This is a genomic window from Pseudomonas sp. P1_C12, from assembly GCF_056406435.1.
The window spans coordinates 1-16,522 of record NZ_JBFUAE010000027.1; the positions used below are offsets into that span (position 1 = coordinate 1).

The window sequence follows — 16,522 nt, forward strand, 5'->3', positions numbered from 1 at the left end:
GATCACCAGCTGAGGCTGTTCCTTGTCGACAACAGCTTTCAACAGTTTGGCAACAGCCAGGGAAGTCAGGTCTTCGGCGGACTCGACGAGGATGGCGCGGTCGGCACCCAGAGCCAGCGCGGTGCGCAGTTGCTCTTGAGCGGTGGACGGGCCTACGGAGACGACGACGATTTCAGTCGCAACACCCTTCTCTTTCAGGCGTACGGCTTCTTCCACGGCGATTTCGCAGAACGGGTTCATCGACATCTTGACGTTGGCAAGATCGACGCCGGAATTGTCCGCCTTGACGCGAACCTTGACGTTGTAATCCACAACGCGTTTGACAGCTACAAGAACCTTCATGGATTCCTCGTTACTCTCCGGTGAAAAGAAAGTCGCCTAGGCGAACCTGGCGGTTGATGCTCATCGGGCGCAAGGGCACCTCCAAAAACGCCGGCAAAGGTGTCAAGTGACCATCGCTCATGATGTGGATGACCGTTCGTCAGTGGTGACTGACGAGTCATTCAACATCGCGGCGTGTAAACTGCGCATCAAACCCGCGCGGCTCATCACTCTCTACTCCCATCGCCCTGTCTTTAGAGGTGCTCTTGAAACCAACAGTCAGCCTACGGCGAGCGCAAAACCGCCCGTATCTTGACCGGAACGCCTATTCCGGTCAATACGCCAAAATGGCCGTTCATAAGGCGCGTGACTTTGATTTCTCTGGCCTCGAGCCAATTCAAACAAACGTTTGTATTGGACGCTGAGAGTGGTGTAGATATAATGCGCCACCCAAAGAGAAAGGTGGTCAATCGATTGTCCGCTCTCGGCGTTGCGCCGGGATTCATGGATGCGACACCGAACCTCCAAATTAGAAAAAAAACTGTTGAGCCTTGAGTAGGAGATAACCTGTGGAACGCGAATACATGGAATTCGACGTTGTCATCGTCGGTGCCGGCCCCGCTGGTCTTTCCGCCGCCTGCCGCTTGAAGCAGAAGGCCGCCGAAGCCGGTAAGGAAATCAGCGTCTGCGTGGTCGAAAAAGGCTCCGAAGTCGGTGCTCACATTTTGTCCGGTGCCGTGTTCGAACCACGGGCCCTGAACGAACTGTTCCCGGACTGGAAAGAACTCGGCGCGCCGCTGAACACCCCCGTCACCCGCGACGAAATCTTCGTTCTGAAGAACGCTGAAAGCGCGCAGAAAGTTCCTGACTTCTTTGTGCCCAAGACCATGCACAACGAAGGCAACTACATCATCTCCCTGGGCAACCTGTGCCGCTGGCTGGCCCAGCAGGCCGAGAACCTGGGCGTGGAAATCTACCCGGGTTTCGCCGCTCAGGAAGCGCTGATCGACGAGAACGGCGTGGTTCGCGGGATTATCACTGGTGACCTGGGCGTCGACCGCGAAGGTAATCCGAAGGAAGGCCTGTACACCCCTGGCATGGAACTGCGTGGCAAGTACACGCTGTTCGCCGAAGGTTGCCGCGGCCACATCGGCAAGCAGCTGATCAAGCGTTTCAACCTGGACACTGACGCTGATGCCCAGCACTACGGCATCGGCCTGAAAGAAATCTGGGAAGTCGACCCGGCCAAGCACCAGCCTGGCCTGGTAGTCCACACCGCCGGTTGGCCGATGGACATCATGGGCACCGAGAACACCGGTGGCTCGTTCCTCTATCACCTGGAAAACAACCAGGTGGTCGTCGGTCTGATCGTCGACCTGTCCTACAGCAACACCTACCTGTCGCCGTTCGACGAGTTCCAGCGCCTCAAGCATCACCCGGTGCTCAAGCAGTACCTGGAAGGCGGCAAGCGCATCAGCTACGGCGCGCGTGCCATCTGCAAGGGCGGCCTGAACTCGCTGCCGAAAATGGTGTTCAAGGGCGGCGCGCTGATCGGTTGCGACCTCGGCACCCTGAACTTCGCCAAGATCAAAGGCAGCCACACCGCGATGAAATCCGGCATGCTCGCCGCTGAATCCGTGGCTGACGCGCTGTTCGCCGAGAAGGACGGCAGCGAAGAACTGACCACCTACGTCGACAGCTTCAAGAACAGCTGGCTCTACGAAGAACTGTTCGCCAGCCGCAACTTCGGCCCGGCGATCCACAAGTTCGGCGCCATCGTCGGTGGCGGTTTCAACTGGCTGGACCAGAACATCTTCGGCGGCAAACTGCCGTTCACCCTGCACGACACCAAACCGGATTACGCTTGCCTGAAACTGGCGGCCGACTGCAAGAAGATCGACTACCCGAAACCGGACGGCAAGATCAGCTTCGACAAACTCAGCTCGGTGTTCATCTCCGGTACCAACCACGAAGAAGAGCAGCCGTGCCACCTGAAGCTGGCCGACGCGAGCATCCCGATCGGCAAGAACCTGCCGCTGTACGATGAGCCGGCACAGCGTTACTGCCCGGCCGGCGTGTATGAAGTGATCACCAAGGAAGACGGCGAGAAGCGCTTCCAGATCAACGCCCAGAACTGTGTTCACTGCAAGACTTGCGACATCAAGGATCCTGCACAGAACATCACCTGGGTGGCACCGGAAGGCGCTGGCGGCCCGACTTACCCGAACATGTAAGCCGAACCGCGAACATCAAGGCTCCCGAAACGGGGGCCTTTTTGTTGCCCGAAAGATTGAGTTGACCGGACTGGCGTCTTCGCTGGCAAGCCAGCTCCTACAGGTAAACTGCTGAACCCTAGTAGGAGCTGGCTTGCCAGCGAACACCGCGCAGCGGTGCCAGATATCAAGCCGCGCGCTCGTCCCCGGGATTACGCTCGAAGTACCGCTTGTACTCGCGACTGAACTGCGACGTGCTCTGATACCCCACCCGATGCGCCACCTGCGCCACGCCCAGTCCCTCCCCCAGCAACAACTGCTGCGCCCTGAGCAGACGCAATCGCTTCAGATACTGCACCGGCGACAACAAGGTGCTGCGTTTGAAATGCTCGTGAAAGGTCGACGCACTCATGTTCGCGCAACTGGCCAGGGTCTCGACGTTCAACGGTTCGGTGTAATGCGCATGCAGATGACTGAGGGATGCCGCGATCCGGGCGAACTGCCCCTGCTGCTCAACCAGCGCCCGCAATACATCGGCTTGCGGACCGCGCAATGCGACGAACAGTAACTCGCGCAAACGCGCTTGCCCCATGATCTGGCATTCCAGCGGATCGTGCAGGCAACGCAGCAGCCGCTCGACACAACCGCGCATGGCATCATCGAGCACTGCCGAGGTCATGGACTCAGGCGTTTGCGCCGGAATATGCCGCCCCGGTGCCAGGCCCATCGCCAATACCAGCTCGCCCAGCATCACCCGGTCGATCGCGACCGACACCCCGAGCATCGGCCCGTCCGGCGCGGCAAAGGTTTCACACTCGAACGGCACCGGCAGCGCCTGAATCAGATAGTGCCCTGCCCCGTATTCAAGGGTGCGCGGCCCCAGGTACGCCAGTTTGCTGCCCTGGGCGATGATCACCAGGCTCGGCTCGTAGATCTGCGGCCCACGGGCCACATCGCAACTGGCCCGCAGAACCTGCACGCCCGGCAACGCGGTCGGGACGAAACCGTCGCGAGTGGACAGCGGCTCGATCAGCGAAACCAGGCTGGCATTGGCATCAAGATGACGGGTCAACAGCATGAAAAAACTTCGCAAAAAAAGGGATGAAAGCATCATCGCAGGTCTGATCGCCAATGGGATCGCTCAAGGACCGATGCCGGAGGAATAGGCATGACACCCGGAGGAATCGCCATGGCCGGTACAGGGAACGACGCCCAGAATGCGCCACCTCACCCGTCAGCGCTTTTGCGAGGTTCACCATGTACACCGCCATCGGATACGCCGCCCAGTCGGCCACCACTCCCCTCGCCCCTGTGAAATTCGAGCGCCGCAGCCCACGGGCCGACGACGTTGCCATCGAGATTCTCTACTGCGGCGTCTGCCATTCCGACATCCATCAGGCCCGCAACGAGTGGGGCATTGCCGTTTACCCGCTGATGCCCGGCCACGAAATCGTCGGCAAAGTGACCGCCGTTGGCGCGAACGTGACCCGACACAAGGTCGGCGATCTGGTCGGTGTCGGCTGCATGGTCGATTCGTGCCGCCATTGCGAGGCGTGCCAGGCCAACCTGGAGCAATACTGCCTCGAAGGCCCGACCATGACCTACGCCACCCCGGACCGGGTCGATGGCAGCAACACCATGGGCGGTTACTCCGACAGCATCGTGGTCAGCGAGCACTTTGTGGTGCGGATCCCGGAAAAACTGGCCCTGGCCAGCGCCGCGCCAATCCTGTGTGCCGGCATCACCACCTACTCGCCGCTCAAGCACTACGGCGTGAAGGCCGGCGACAAGGTCGGGATTCTCGGCATGGGTGGCCTGGGCCACATGGGCATCAAGTTCGCCAAGGCCATGGGCGCCGAAGTGACGCTGTTCACCCGTTCGGCAAGCAAGGCCGAAGAGGCTCGCCGTCAGGGTGCGGACCATGTGATCGTGTCCACCGATGACGCGCAGATGCAGGCCGCCGCCGGTCACTTCGACTTCCTGCTAGACACCATTCCGGTGCAGCACGACCTCAACCCCTACCTCGATACGCTACGTTTCGACGGCGTGCATATTCTGGTGGGTCTGATCGAACCGGTGGAGCCGCCGGTGCATGCGGCCAAACTGGTATTGGGACGTCGCGTGCTGGCGGGTTCGCTGATCGGCGGCATCGCTGAAACCCAGGAAGTGCTGGATTTCTGCGCCGAGCACAACATCACCTGCGACATCGAAATGCTCGACATCCGCCAGATCAACGAGGCTTACGCCCGCATGATCGCCGGTGACGTCAAGTACCGCTTCGTCATCGACATGGCGACCCTCAAGGTTTAAACCTTAAGACCCAACTCCGCCGACAGCCGGGCCGTGACCCCTTTGATCAGGGGAATCAGCTCGGCCATTTTTTCCAGCGGCATGTACGGCACAGTACTGGCGATGCTGATGCCGGCGACGATGCGTTTGCTGGCATCACGAATCGGCGCGGCTACGCAGCGGATCGACGGTTCGTTGTCTTCCAGGTCGAAGGCGTAGCCGCCAGCTACGTACTCGACCATGCGCTGCTCGAACTGCTCCCAGGATTGCTCCGGGTGCTGCGGCCAGAACTGGTTTTTCCCACCCACCGGCAGGCTGACTTCGTACAGGCGCTGCCACTCTTGCGGCGAATCATCGAGCATCAGCGCCTTGCCGATCCCGGTGCGTGCCAACGGCATGCGATGGCCGACCCGCGAACGCATTTCCGGGCCATTGCGCCCCGGATTCTTGTGCAGGTACAGCACTTCGTCGCCTTCACGAATCGCCAGGTGAATGGTGTCGCCGGTCAACGCCGACAACTCGTCCAGATACGGCCCGGCCAGGGTCACCAAGGGCAACTCTTCACGCGCCTGAAAGCCCAACTCGATCAGTTTCGGCCCCAGCAGATAACCGACTTGCGGCACCACCCGCAGATAACGCTCGTCCACCAGGCAACTGGCCAGGCGATGGGTGGTGCTGCGCGTGGTGCCGATCAGCCGGGCGATTTCCTTGAGATCGCGGGCGCCACTGGCCACGGCCTGAACCACACCCAACCCGCGAAGCAGGGTCTGGGTGCCGGTCGGTGCGGCGTCCTTGGCGATTTTTGGGGCGTCTTCCTGCATATCCAGCCTTTACCGTTGAGCGAGTGAACGGGCGGCATTATGGTCGCCCGCGTGCCACGACTACAACTTGATACGCTCGACCTTGCCCACCAGCAGGATGTAGGACAGAGCACCGATCAACGCCAGCACCGAGATGTAGGTGATCGCCGGGGCAAAAGAATCTCCCGTTGCGAGGAAACCGATCACGATAGGCGTGGCAATCGCCGACAGGTTGCCGATGAAGTTGAACACCCCACCGGTCAGCCCGAGCAAGCGCGCCGGAGCCAAGGTCGATACCAGCGACCAGGTGATCGAAGCCAGGCCATTGCCGAAAAATGCCAGCGCGAGGAAGGCAATCACCAGCGGCGTCGACTCGACGAAGTTGGCGCCGATGATCGAGGTGGAGATCAGCAAGCCGCTGATGATGGGCAACTTGCGAGCGAAACCTACCGTGTAGCCGCGACGGATCAAAAAGTCCGAGAAGAAACCGGAACACAGCACACCGATGAACGCGGCGAGAAACGGCAGCGACGCCAACAGGCCGGACTTGATGAAGTCCATGCCGCGATACTTCACCAGGTAGGTCGGGAACCAGGTCAGGAAAAACCACAGCGTCGAATTGAGGCAGAACTGCCCGAGGTAGATGCCCCAGAGTTTGCGCTTGGTCAGGACAATGCCCAGGTCGGTCCAGCTGAATTTGGCTTTGACCTTGGCCTGTTCGGCCTGGATATCCACCAACCCGCCGCCCTCGCGGATCAGATCAATCTCTGCGTCATTGGTGCCCTTGAAATCCCGCGGCTCGCGATACACCGCGTACCAGATCACCGCCCACACAATGCCCACCGCGCCGGTGGCGACGAACACCATGTGCCAACCGAATTCGTGCTGCAGCCAGGCCAGCACCGGTGTCAGGAAGGCCAGGCCGACGAATTGCCCGGAAGTGTAGAAACCGATGGCCGTCGCGCGCTCGCGCTCGGGGAACCAGGTGGTGACCACGCGGCTGTTGATCGGGTACGCCGGTGCTTCCAGCGCACCGACCGCCATGCGCAACACGAACAGCGCGATGAAGCTGGCGGCGAAGCCGAGCATCACCGTGGCCACCGACCACAGCAGCAAGGCGACGCTGTACAGAATCCGTGGCGGCACGCGATCCACCAGCCAGCCACCGGGAATCTGCATGGCGGCGTAGGTCCAGCCGAACGCGGAGAAGATCAGGCCGACGTGGATCGGGTCGATGCCCAGGTCACTGGTCAATGCCGGGGCGGCAATCGACAGGTTGCTACGGTCCAGGTAGTTGATCACCACGGTGATGAACAACAGCACCATGATGAAAAAACGCTTGCGGCTGGGCGTCACCAACGACGCCTGCCCGGTGAGGGTTTGCGGTTGCATGGGGGGTGCCTCTTCTTATGGTTATTGAGGTCGTTCTAAAGACTGGCGCTGAACCCCTGTAGGAGCTGGCTTGTCGGGTCGCCGCATCGCAGCGAAGAGGCCGGCACATCCAACAACGATGTAGCCTGACACGCCGCCTTCGCTGCGATGCGGCGACCCGACAAGCCAGCTCCTACAGGGGATATGTGGTGGATCAGAGAACACTCACCACTCGGCAAAACTGCCATCGGCATGGCGCCAGATCGGGTTGCGCCAGCGGTGGCCGATGGCCGCGCGTTCGATCACGTATTCCTCGTTGATCTCGATACCCAGGCCCGGGCCGTTCGGGATCTTCACGAAGCCCTGGTCGTAGTCGAACACCCTTGGGTCTTTGACGTAGTCGAGCAGGTCGTTGCTCTCGTTGTAATGGATGCCCAGGCTCTGTTCCTGGATGAACGCGTTGTAGCAGGCCGCGTCCAGTTGCAGGCACGCCGCCAGCGCAATCGGGCCCAGCGGGCAATGCAGCGCCAGCGCCACGTCGTAGGCTTCGGCCATGTTGGCGATCTTGCGGGTTTCGGTGATGCCACCGGCGTGGGACGCATCCGGCTGGATGATGTCGACGTAGCCTTCGCTGAGCACACGCTTGAAATCCCAGCGCGAGAACAGCCGTTCACCCAAAGCGATCGGCGTGCTGGTCAGCGGCGCCAGCTCTTTCAGCGCTTCGTAGTTTTCGCTGAGCACCGGCTCTTCGATGAACATCAGCTTGTACGGGTCAAGCTCCTTCATCAGCACCTTGGCCATGGGCTTGTGCACCCGGCCATGGAAGTCCACGCCGATGCCGACGTTCGGGCCGACGGCATCGCGCACGGCAGCGACGTTGGCCAGGGCCTGGTCGACCTTGTCGAACGTATCGAGGAATTGCAGTTCTTCGGTGCCGTTCATTTTCACTGCGGTAAAACCACGCTCGACCGCTTCTTTCGCCGCACGCGCGGTATCCGCCGGACGGTCGCCGCCGATCCACGAATACACACGAATCTTGTCCCGCACCTGACCACCCAGCAGGTCGCTGACCGACACGCCCAGCGCCTTGCCCTTGATGTCCCACAAGGCCTGGTCGATACCGGCCAGGGCACTCATGTGGATTGCGCCGCCGCGGTAGAAACCGCCGCGATAGAGCACGGTCCAGATGTCTTCGATGTTGCGCGGGTCTTTGCCGATCAGGTAGTCGGACAATTCTTCAACGGCAGCGGCGACGGTGTGGGCGCGGCCTTCGACCACGGGCTCACCCCAACCGGTGACGCCCTCGTCGGTTTCGACCTTGAGGAAGCACCAGCGCGGCGGAACGATGAAGGTGGTCAGTTTGGTGATTTTCATCTTTTGGCTCTCTTATTAGATGCAGCGCGCTCGGCGCTCAAAGAAGTCTTAGCGAAGGGCTTTCCAGGCAGCGACGTACGCCTTGGCATTGGCCGCCACTTGTTCCGCCGTCATGCCCGGTTTGAACAGACCGGAGCCGAGGCCGAAACCTTTGACGCCAGCGTCGATAAACACCTGCATGTTGTCCGGCGTGATGCCGCCGACCGGCGCCAGAATCGTTCCCGCCGGCAGCACTGCCAGCCAGGCTTTGACGACCGCCGGCCCCATCTGCTCGGCCGGGAACATCTTCAGCACATCCGCTCCTTCAGCCAGTGCCGCGAAGGCTTCGGTCGGCGTGGCGACACCCGGCGACAGGTAAAGCCCCGCCGCTTTCGCCGCGCGCAAGACCTTCGGATCGCTGTGGGGCATGACGATCACCTGGCCGCCCGCGGCTTTCACTTGCTCGACCTGCTCCGGCGTCAACACCGTGCCGGCACCGATCAGGCAATCGGCGGGCAAGGTACTGCGCAGGATGCGGATACTTTCGTACGGCTCAGGGGAATTGAGCGGCACTTCGATGACGCGAAATCCGGCGGCGTACAGGACTTCGCCGATGGCGGCCGCTTCCTGCGGGCGCAGGCCGCGCAGGATCGCAATCAGGCCGTTTTGCGCCAAGGCTTGTTTGAGCATGTCAGACCTCCAGTCAGGTTTAACGGGATGCGGTGCGCGTGACCAGGCCGGCAGCCAGCGCCAGTTGCCACAATCCGCATTCGGTGGCCTGTTCGGCCAGGGTCACCCGGGCAAAACCGCAGGCGTCGAGCGCACGGCTGTAGCGGGCACAGAGTTGGGTGTTGCCGATGAGGATGATCGAAGGCAGGTGCACGCTGTTGCGCCGGCGCCGCTGGACGTTGGCCAGGGCTGCCAACTCGTGGCCGATCAACAGGCCGGACAGGTAGTCCGCCTGGGCGGTGGCGCTCAATTCGCCGGTCAGCCCGAGACTGCGGGCGCTGAACATCGTCGACAGCGGACCGGTTTCACCGTCCGCCGACAACGCGACCTGCACGCCGCGATCAAACGCATCGCCATCGAAGGACCCGCCACGCTGCTGGGTGCGTCCGAGAATGCTGTGCTCGCTGAGCACGGCGAAGACTTCGCCGGTCATGAACGTATCGAAATGCACGATGCAACCGTCGGCCACTTCCACCCATTTCGAATGGCTGCCCGGCAGGCCGATCAGCAGATCAGCACCCGCCTCGCTCGTCAGGTTTTGCAGCACGCCGAGCACCTGGGTTTCTTCGCCGCGCATCACGTTCGGCAGAGGCGAACGCTCGATGACGCCTGGCACGATGTGCACATCGATGCCGCGCAGGCTGCGCACGGTTTGCAGGGAAGTACCGAGCGTGGCGACGTTCGCCGGCGTGTCGCGGTAGGCCGCTTCGCACCAGCCCTGGGCGCTGCCGACCATGCCGCAGGCAATCACCGGCAAATCCGGCTGGGCATCGAGCCAGTCACCGCAAGCCTCATCGAATGCCAGTTCAAAACCATCGGCGCATTCCCGGCCGCCAATGATTCGCGGCGCTTTCGGCAGCTGCATGATCCCCGACGACAGCGAACGCTGTTCGAGGACCAAGCCACCTTCAGCCAGTTTGTAAGCACGTAATGAGGTTGTCCCCCAGTCGAGCGCGATCAATTGCGCCTGCATCGCTTCACCTGTTTTGGTTTTTGGCAGTGAGTGAGCGGGACTATAAACCCTGGCGTTGCAAAATCTCAATATATAAATATCAATCCCATATTATGAGACAAGATAAAAAAGATCGCAGCCTTCGGCAGCTCCTACACGGGATCGTCCGCCGCGGTTTGGCGGTGTACATCGATCCGTAGGAGCTGCCGAAGGCTGCGATCTTTTAAGAAGTTTCAGTTACCCGATGCGAAATCCCGCAACACCGCTCCATCCATCCGATACCGAACCCACTCCTCCTGCGGCTGCGCGCCCAGGGATTTGTAGAATTCGATGGCCGGGGTATTCCACTCCAGCACGCTCCACTCGAAACGACCGCAGTCGTTGGCGCAGGCGATTTTTGCCAGATGTCGCAGCAGGGTCTTGCCCGCACCACCGCCGCGCTGTTGCGGGGTGATGTAGAGGTCTTCGAGGTACAGGCAATTGCTGCCCAGCCAGGTGGAATAGCTGAAGAAGAACACCGCGAAACCGATGGGTGCACCGTCGCGCAGGCAGATCAGGCCATGGGCGGTGGCGCCTTCGCTGAACAGGCTGCGCTCGATATCGGCAACGCTGGCGATGACTTCATGGCGGGCACGTTCGTAGTCGGCCAGTTCAGTGATGAACGCGAGGATTTGCGGTGCGTCACTGGGGGTCGCCGGGCGGATCTCGATCGTCATGGACGTGCCTTGTCAAAAGTGGAAAACGCCATACTAAGTCGGCGCGGTACTTGTGGCGAGGGAGCTTGCTCCCGCTGGGTTGCGCAGCAGCCCCAAAAGCAGGCAATGCGATCTTTCTGGAAAAACAGAGCAGGTCGCGACAGGGCCTGCTTCGCAGGCCAGCGGGAGCAAGCTCCCTCGCCACAAAAGCTGATCCGCCGCAAAGTGTCTGAAAGCTTTACTCCGGCCAACACTAACCTTGGAATCGATAACCTCGCACCTAACATCCGCGCCGTGCGTGGTTAGATAGATGCGCTGCTCATTTAGCCGGTCAAGGAACCGCGTCATGTCTACCGCAACACCCCCTGTCTCAAGCAAGTTGTTCGGCCTGTTTTGCCTCGCCAGTTACCTGTTGTCGTTGTCCTACGGTTCGACGTTTTTGCTGTCGTTGCTGATCGGCTCTCGCGGCGGTAACGAACACGACGCCGGCAGTGTGATTTCGGCGGCGATGCTCAGCACCTTTGCGGCGGTGATTGTTTCCGGTCATTTGTCCGACTTGCTCGGTGCCGCCCGATCGGTGGCGCTGTTCGGTGTATTGCTGGTAGCGGCCAGCCTGGGCTTCGCCCTGACCCCGGGCTTCGGTCATCTGCTGTTGTTTTTCGGGCTGCTGCTGGGCCTGGGCTGGGGCGTGTTCTACACCCTGGGGCCGATCATCGTGGCGAGTCTGGTGACACCCGCGCAGCGCGCCAGATACTTCGCCCTGCTGTCGGGCAGCATGATGACCGGGATCGGTAGCGGCCCGTTGCTCGGTCGCGCGGCGAGTGCACTCGGTTATCCGGTGACGGCGGCGTTTTACCTGGCGGCGCTGGCCAGCCTGATCGGCGTATTGCTGTTCTGGCGCCTGGATCGACAACTGAAACCGGCGCCCGCGCAATCTGGCAGCGTGTCGCGGATTTCCTGGCGCGCAGCGGCTCAGGTGCTGTCGTCCAGGGCCGTGTTCCCGATCATCATGGTCGGTCTCGGCGGCTGCGTGTTCGGTGGTCTGTCGAGCTTTCAAACCAGTTATGCCGCGGCGCGCTCGCTCGACTATTCGTTGTTCTTCCTCGGCTTCATGAGCGCGGCGATCAGCGGCCGCATGCTGGTTGCCGGTTTCGTGGTCAAGCGCGATCCATTCCGTGCATCGTGCGTGCTTTCGGGGTTGATGCTGGCATCGATCGTGATGTTCGGTTTTGTCGTCGACAGCAGCTTCAGCTACGTGCTCGCGGCGGCGATGCTCGGGATCGGTTACGGCCTGACCTACTCGGTGATCAACGGCCTGGCCGCCAATGAAGCGCCGAACGGCACCACTGCGCAATCCTTGCTGCTGTTCAGCCTCTCGTATTTCATTGGCGTGTTCGGCTTTCCAATGCTGGCCGGGAAAATCATCGTCGAGCAAGGCATGGCCACGCTGTTACTCACGGTGTTGGCGGTCGCCTCGCTCAACTGGCTGATCACCGTGGGCCGATTGATCTGGCGTAGCGCCAAAGCGGTTAGCGCATTGCAGCAGGCCTGAGCCGTTCGTCGCTAACAATGCACTCATCCGGATCGAGGGCGGACTAATCAGGTAAGGACTCTACTCGTTGGAGACAACACCATGATCCTGTCCAGGTTGACCGCCCTCGCCCTCGCCGCCCTGCTGTCTTCTGCCGCGTTCGCCGGGACCATCGGCTCGAGCACCGGCCCGACCAACCCGGTTGAAAAGCCCAGGGCACCGGCGATCCAGAGTGCTCCCGGCATGAACACCGACGGCACTACGATCGACCACAACCTGCCACCGTCCACCGGCACCGACCCGCGGGTTCAAGGCAATGATGCAGGACGTCAGGGCGGTATGAGTTTGCCAGGCAGCAAAACACCCAAAAGCGGCGGACTTGGCTCGACCACTAGCGGTGACTCGGGTGATGAGGACGGCGACAGCCAATAATTTCCAGTTTGAGGACAGAAGCTCGGGTGAAGAATATTGCGCTATCAGAAATGTGCAGGCAGGAATTGATTGAGAAGCTGCGCAAGGCAAGTCAGTGCCGGATTATGTGTTGAGTTTCAGGGCCTCTTCGCGGGCAAGCCCGCTCCTACAGGATCTGTGCCAGACCACACAATACGATGGTGAGCGCAGAACCCTGTGGGAGCGAGCAAGCTCGCTCCCACAGGTAATGTAGAAGTCAGCGCTGCTTCAGGCGATCGATTACCACCGCCAACAGCAGAATCGACCCGCGAATCACATACTGATAAAACGTATCGATGTTCTTCAGGTTCATCGCGTTCTCGATGATCGCCAGAATCAGCACCCCGGCAATCACGTGCCGAATCATGCCGATCCCGCCACTCAACGAAACCCCGCCCAACACGCAGGCCGAGATCACCGTCAGCTCGAAACCCTGACCGATCATCGGTTGTCCGGAGGTCATGCGCGATGCCAGGATTACCCCGGCCAACGCACCGATCACGCCATGCACGGCAAAGATGATGATCTTGGTCCGGTCGACATTCACACCGGCCAGCAGCGCCGCTTCCTGGTTGCCGCCAATGGCCATGGTGTTGCGCCCGTAGGTGGTGTAGTTCAGCAGCCAGCCGAAGAACAGGAAGCAGATGATGGTGATCAGGATTGGCACCGGCACGCCGAACAACTGGCCGTTACCGAACACAAAGAACGATTCCTGGGACACCCCCACCGCTTTACCGTTGGCGAAGATGTAGGCCAGGCCGCGTACGATTTGCATGGTCGCCAGCGTGGTGATCAGCGCGTTGACTCGCAGCTTGGCAATCACGATGCCGTTGATCAGCCCGACGATCAGGCCCATCACCAGCGCCGCACAGACTCCGAGAAACACGCTGTCGGTGTCGCGCATCACCACCGCCGCGACTACTCCGGCGCAGGCAATCACAGAGCCCACCGACAAGTCGAAATGCCCGGACGCCAGGCAATACAACATGGTGCACGCCGCGATCCCGGTGGTGGAAATCGCCAGGCCCAGGCCACGCATGTTCAGCGGCGAAAGGAAGTTGTCGATCATCAGGGTACAGAGCACGAAGATTCCGACGGCGGCCAGCAGCATTACCCAGTCATCGAGAAAACGCCGCATATCCAGGGGTTTGCGCGTGGTCGGCAAGGTGTTGTCTTGGGTTGTCATCATAGTCACCTCTCAGTTCGCCACGCCGTCGTCGCGTTGGCGCGGCAAAGCCAGTTGCAGCAGGTTGGATTCATTGGCCTGGTCGCGGCTCAGCTCGCCACGCAGGGCGCCTTCGCACAGCACCAGGATGCGGTCGGAAATACCCATGACTTCCATCAAGTCACTGGACACCACAATCACCGCGATCCCCTCGGCCGCCAGGTTATGGATGATCTGGTAGATCTCGGCCTTGGCACCGATGTCGATGCCGCGGGTGGGTTCGTCGAGCAGCAGCACTTTCATCGGCATCGACAGCCAGCGGCCGAGAATGGCCTTCTGCTGATTACCGCCGGAAAGAAACCTGATCTGCTGCCCGGCGTGGGGCGTTTTCACCTTGAGCGCCTTGATCTGCTGGTCGGCGTTGTCCTTCTCCCACAGCCCGCGCAACAGGCAACCGAAGGTGGAGTTGGCGCCGCGGGCGCTGATGTTGATGTTCTCGGCGACGCTGGCCAGCGGCAGGATGCCTTCCTTCTTGCGGTCCTCGGGGCACAACAGGATCCCGGCGGCAATCGCGTCCCGGGGTGAACGCAGCTTCAGTTCATGGCCACGAAGTTTCAGCTGTCCGGCGCTGTGGCGCGCCAGGCCGCTGAGCAAGCGCAACAGCTCGGTGCGACCGGCACCGACCAGCCCGAACAGCCCGAGGATTTCGCCCTTGTGCACCTCGAAACTCACCGGTTCACGCAACCCCGGCCCAAGCAAACCGTCGACCTTGAGCGCCACGGCGCCGCGCTGACGGGGGCGGTAATCGTAGATGTCCTGAATGTCACGACCGACCATGCAGGTGACCAGTTGATCGTGGGTCAACTGGCCCATGTCCTCGAACGTGCGCACGTATCGCCCGTCCTTGAACACCGTCACAGCATCACAAATGCGAAACACCTCTTCCATGCGATGGGACACGTAGAGCACCACTTTGCCCTCGTCCCGCAGCCGGCCGATGATCGCCATCAAGCGCTCGATCTCCCGCGCCGAAAGGCTGCTGGTGGGTTCGTCGAAGGCAATCACATGGGCGCCACGGGACAAGGCCTTGGCGATTTCCACCAATTGCCGCTGGCCGAGGGACAGGCGCCCGACTTTCTCTTGCGGGTCGATTTCATCGGCCAGGCCTTTGAGACAGGCCAGTGCCTGCTGGCGCAGGGCACCGCGGTTGATCAAGCCGAAACTGGCCGGCAGATGCCCGAGAAACAGGTTCTCCGCCACGGTCATTTCCGGCACCAGATGCAGCTCCTGATGGATCACCGCGACGCCACTGCCGATGCTGTCGGCGGTGGACTTGAAGTCCATCGCCCGCTCGCCGATCTGCAAGGCACCGCTGCTGGGCGTATAGGCCCCGCCGAGGATTTTCAGCAGCGTCGACTTGCCGGCACCGTTCTCGCCCATCAAGGCATGAACCTGCCCCGGATGGGCGACGAAGCTGATGTTGTCCAGCGCCTTCACACCGGGAAAGGTCTTGCCGATCCCGTTGAAGCGCAAGCTGCCGCTGTGTTGTTGTGTATTTGTTTGCGCGTGCATAACCCACCTCTTCAAACCGGTCAGGCAGCCCCGTCGCCGAGGCCGCCGCTGAAATCAAACGGTCGTCAGTTCCACAGGCCGATCTTTTCCAGTTCCTGCTTGAAGTTGTCGCGGGTGATCAGCGTCACGTCGTCCATGGCGGTGAATTTCGCCGGTTCAGTGCCGGTGGTGACCCACTCGTACATCATGCTCGCGGTGTTGTAGCCCTCGATGTGCGGGCTTGGCAGCATCGAGCCGTAGAAGCCGCTGTCGGGTTTCTTCAGCTCGCCGATGGCGTCGGTACCGTTGATACCGATGCCGATCACGTTGGCCGCAGCGAAACCGGCGCTCTCGGTGGCGCGCACGCCGCCGAGGACGGTGTTGTCGTTCATGCCACCAATGATCAGGTTCTTCGCCGCACCCGGCAGTTTCACCAGGGCGGAGTTGGTGGCGTCCATGCTGCCTGGTACGTCGAGGGTCTTGAGGGCCGCGAACAGGATGTGGTCTTTCGGCATGCCGGCGTCTTCGAGTGCCTTGACCGAGCCGTCGGTGCGCTTCTTGCCAGTGTCGAGTTCGTTGTAGGTGTTGATCACCGCATAGGTGTCTTTCCAGTCCCAGCCGCGCTTCTTCGCCTCGGTGGCCATGGCATTGCCCTGCTTCTGGCCGACTTCGAACGCGGCCATGCCGAGGTACGGCACATCCTCCATGAACTTGCCGCTGGCATCGACGAAACGGTCATCGACGGCAATCACCTTCAGCCCGTTGAGTTTGGCCTTGGCCATGATCGCAGGTCCCAGGGACACGTCAGGCGGGCAGATCACGAAGCCTTTGGCGCCGTTGGCCGCGAGGCTGTCGATGGCAGAAAGGGTTTTCTCACCGTCCGGCACGGCGATCTTGATCAGGGTGAAGCCCTTCTCTTTCCCGGCCTTTTCGGCAAAGGCCCATTCGGTCTGGAACCAGGGTTCTTCCGCTTGCTTGACCAGAAAACCGATTTTCACTTGCTCGGCCGCCAGCAGCGTGCTGCTCAGGCTGACCGCCGAGACCGCCAACGCGGCACAGCAAAGGGAACGGATAGCATGACGACGATTCATAAGCTGACTCC

Annotated in this window: 15 protein-coding genes; 4 read left to right on the top strand and 11 right to left on the bottom strand. The window is 61.1% G+C overall.

Going from position 1 to position 16,522, the window contains the following annotated elements:
• The coding region (locus tag AC1D19_RS28645; RefSeq protein ID WP_477765375.1) for an electron transfer flavoprotein subunit beta/FixA family protein at positions 1–342 on the bottom strand (342 nt) is incomplete at its 3' end.
• Positions 343–890: 548 nt separating this feature from the next.
• Here AC1D19_RS28645 and AC1D19_RS28650 point away from each other — a divergent pair.
• Positions 891–2,555 carry an electron transfer flavoprotein-ubiquinone oxidoreductase gene (locus tag AC1D19_RS28650; protein ID WP_477753724.1) on the top strand — a complete coding sequence of 555 codons (1,665 nt, stop codon included), beginning with the start codon at positions 891–893 and terminating at the stop codon, positions 2,553–2,555.
• A 166-nt stretch (positions 2,556–2,721) separates the two neighbouring features.
• Here AC1D19_RS28650 and AC1D19_RS28655 read toward each other — a convergent pair whose 3' ends face one another.
• Positions 2,722–3,612, bottom strand: coding sequence for an AraC family transcriptional regulator (locus tag AC1D19_RS28655; RefSeq protein WP_477765376.1), 891 nt, complete (start codon positions 3,610–3,612; stop codon positions 2,722–2,724).
• A gap of 179 nt (positions 3,613–3,791) precedes the next feature.
• Between AC1D19_RS28655 and AC1D19_RS28660 the strand changes: the two genes are divergently transcribed.
• Positions 3,792–4,844, top strand: coding sequence for an NAD(P)-dependent alcohol dehydrogenase (locus AC1D19_RS28660; RefSeq protein WP_477753726.1), 1,053 nt, complete (start codon positions 3,792–3,794; stop codon positions 4,842–4,844).
• Here AC1D19_RS28660 and AC1D19_RS28665 read toward each other — a convergent pair.
• The 6 genes from AC1D19_RS28665 to AC1D19_RS28690 form a co-directional block, all read right to left on the bottom strand.
• Positions 4,841–5,644, bottom strand: a complete 804-nt coding sequence (locus tag AC1D19_RS28665; RefSeq protein WP_108215376.1) for an IclR family transcriptional regulator — start codon at positions 5,642–5,644, stop codon at positions 4,841–4,843. The two genes, AC1D19_RS28660 and AC1D19_RS28665, sit on opposite strands and share 4 nt — an antisense overlap.
• A gap of 60 nt (positions 5,645–5,704) precedes the next feature.
• On the bottom strand, positions 5,705–7,015 hold the full coding sequence (locus tag AC1D19_RS28670; RefSeq protein WP_477765377.1) for an MFS transporter: 1,311 nt from the start codon (positions 7,013–7,015) through the stop codon (positions 5,705–5,707).
• Positions 7,016–7,219: 204 nt separating this feature from the next.
• Positions 7,220–8,368: a galactonate dehydratase gene (gene dgoD, locus AC1D19_RS28675; RefSeq protein ID WP_007977010.1), complete on the bottom strand. Its 1,149-nt coding sequence runs from the start codon at positions 8,366–8,368 to the stop codon at positions 7,220–7,222.
• A 48-nt stretch (positions 8,369–8,416) separates the two neighbouring features.
• Positions 8,417–9,037, bottom strand: a complete 621-nt coding sequence (locus AC1D19_RS28680) for a 2-dehydro-3-deoxy-6-phosphogalactonate aldolase (protein WP_477753727.1) — start codon at positions 9,035–9,037, stop codon at positions 8,417–8,419.
• 19 nt (positions 9,038–9,056) lie between these two features.
• Complete coding sequence (locus AC1D19_RS28685; RefSeq protein ID WP_477765378.1) at positions 9,057–10,049, bottom strand: 2-dehydro-3-deoxygalactonokinase; 993 nt, start codon at positions 10,047–10,049, stop codon at positions 9,057–9,059.
• A 212-nt stretch (positions 10,050–10,261) separates the two neighbouring features.
• Complete coding sequence (locus tag AC1D19_RS28690) at positions 10,262–10,744, bottom strand: N-acetyltransferase family protein (RefSeq protein ID WP_477759903.1); 483 nt, start codon at positions 10,742–10,744, stop codon at positions 10,262–10,264.
• A gap of 325 nt (positions 10,745–11,069) precedes the next feature.
• Between AC1D19_RS28690 and AC1D19_RS28695 the strand changes: the two genes are divergently transcribed.
• Together AC1D19_RS28695 and AC1D19_RS28700 are read left to right on the top strand one after the other, a co-directional pair.
• Entirely contained in the window at positions 11,070–12,275 is a 1,206-nt protein-coding gene (locus AC1D19_RS28695) for an MFS transporter (protein WP_477765379.1), read from the top strand.
• A gap of 81 nt (positions 12,276–12,356) precedes the next feature.
• Positions 12,357–12,686 carry a hypothetical protein gene (locus AC1D19_RS28700; protein WP_477765380.1) on the top strand — a complete coding sequence of 110 codons (330 nt, stop codon included), beginning with the start codon at positions 12,357–12,359 and terminating at the stop codon, positions 12,684–12,686.
• Between the two features lie 235 nt (positions 12,687–12,921).
• Here the strand turns inward: AC1D19_RS28700 and araH are convergent, their stop codons facing one another.
• The 3 genes from araH to AC1D19_RS28715 form a co-directional block, all read right to left on the bottom strand.
• The gene (araH, locus tag AC1D19_RS28705; RefSeq protein ID WP_477765381.1) at positions 12,922–13,890 is read right to left on the bottom strand and encodes an L-arabinose ABC transporter permease AraH; all 969 of its coding nucleotides are present in this window, start codon (positions 13,888–13,890) and stop codon (positions 12,922–12,924) included.
• Between the two features lie 12 nt (positions 13,891–13,902).
• Positions 13,903–15,441 carry an L-arabinose ABC transporter ATP-binding protein AraG gene (gene araG, locus AC1D19_RS28710; protein ID WP_477765382.1) on the bottom strand — a complete coding sequence of 513 codons (1,539 nt, stop codon included), beginning with the start codon at positions 15,439–15,441 and terminating at the stop codon, positions 13,903–13,905.
• Positions 15,442–15,506: 65 nt separating this feature from the next.
• A complete protein-coding gene (locus AC1D19_RS28715) occupies positions 15,507–16,511 on the bottom strand; it encodes a substrate-binding domain-containing protein (RefSeq protein ID WP_223459570.1) in 1,005 nt (334 codons plus the stop codon).
• Positions 16,512–16,522: the final 11 nt, after the last annotated feature.